This window comes from Pseudomonas sp. SWRI179 (assembly GCF_014268705.1).
GTDB lineage: Bacteria > Pseudomonadota > Gammaproteobacteria > Pseudomonadales > Pseudomonadaceae > Aquipseudomonas > Aquipseudomonas zanjanensis.
In genome coordinates this window covers 1-570 of sequence record NZ_JABWRA010000134.1, presented here as the reverse complement: position 1 = coordinate 570, position 570 = coordinate 1, and the positions used below count along the sequence as shown (strand labels likewise).

The following is a 570-nucleotide window of genomic DNA, read 5'->3' as shown; positions in this document are numbered from 1 at the left end:
TCACGGCCGCTTGGCGGGCGTCGGCGTCCAGGGTTTGCAGGTTGTGTTCCTGCAAGGCAAAGCCGATGTCGGCGGCGGCGAAGCGCTGGCGGACTTCGCCGTCACGGCGTTCGAAGGTGGTGCGCAGGCTTTCGTGACGGGCGACGATGCGATCCAGGGCCCGTTGCAGGGCCTTGCGATCCAGGTTGCCGCGCAGGTGCAGCGCGGCGGGCATGTGGTAGGCGACGCTGGCGGCGTGATCCAGTTGATCGAGGAACCACAGGCGTTGCTGGGCCAAGGACAGCGGCAACGCCTGGTCGCGGGACACGACTTCGATGGGCTGGACCTGGGACTGGCCGGCCTGATCCACGCGTTGGGCCAGTTCGCTCAACGAGGCCTGGGCGAAGAGGGTACGCAGGTCGATTTCGACACCGAGGTCCTGATGCAAGCGGGCCTGCAACTGCACGGTCAGCAGGGAATGGCCACCGAGTTCGAGGAAGCCGTCGTGGCGGCCGACCTGATCCAGTTGCAGCAGGTCTTTCCAGATACCGGCGAGGGCGATTTCGGTGTCGCCCAGGGGCGCTTCGTAGG

Annotated in this window: 1 protein-coding gene; it reads right to left on the bottom strand. The window is 66.7% G+C overall.

What is annotated here, in order from left to right; translation table 11 throughout:
* Positions 1-570 (bottom strand): condensation domain-containing protein (locus tag HU767_RS28565; protein ID WP_238349543.1); only part of this gene is annotated, 570 nt, incomplete at both ends.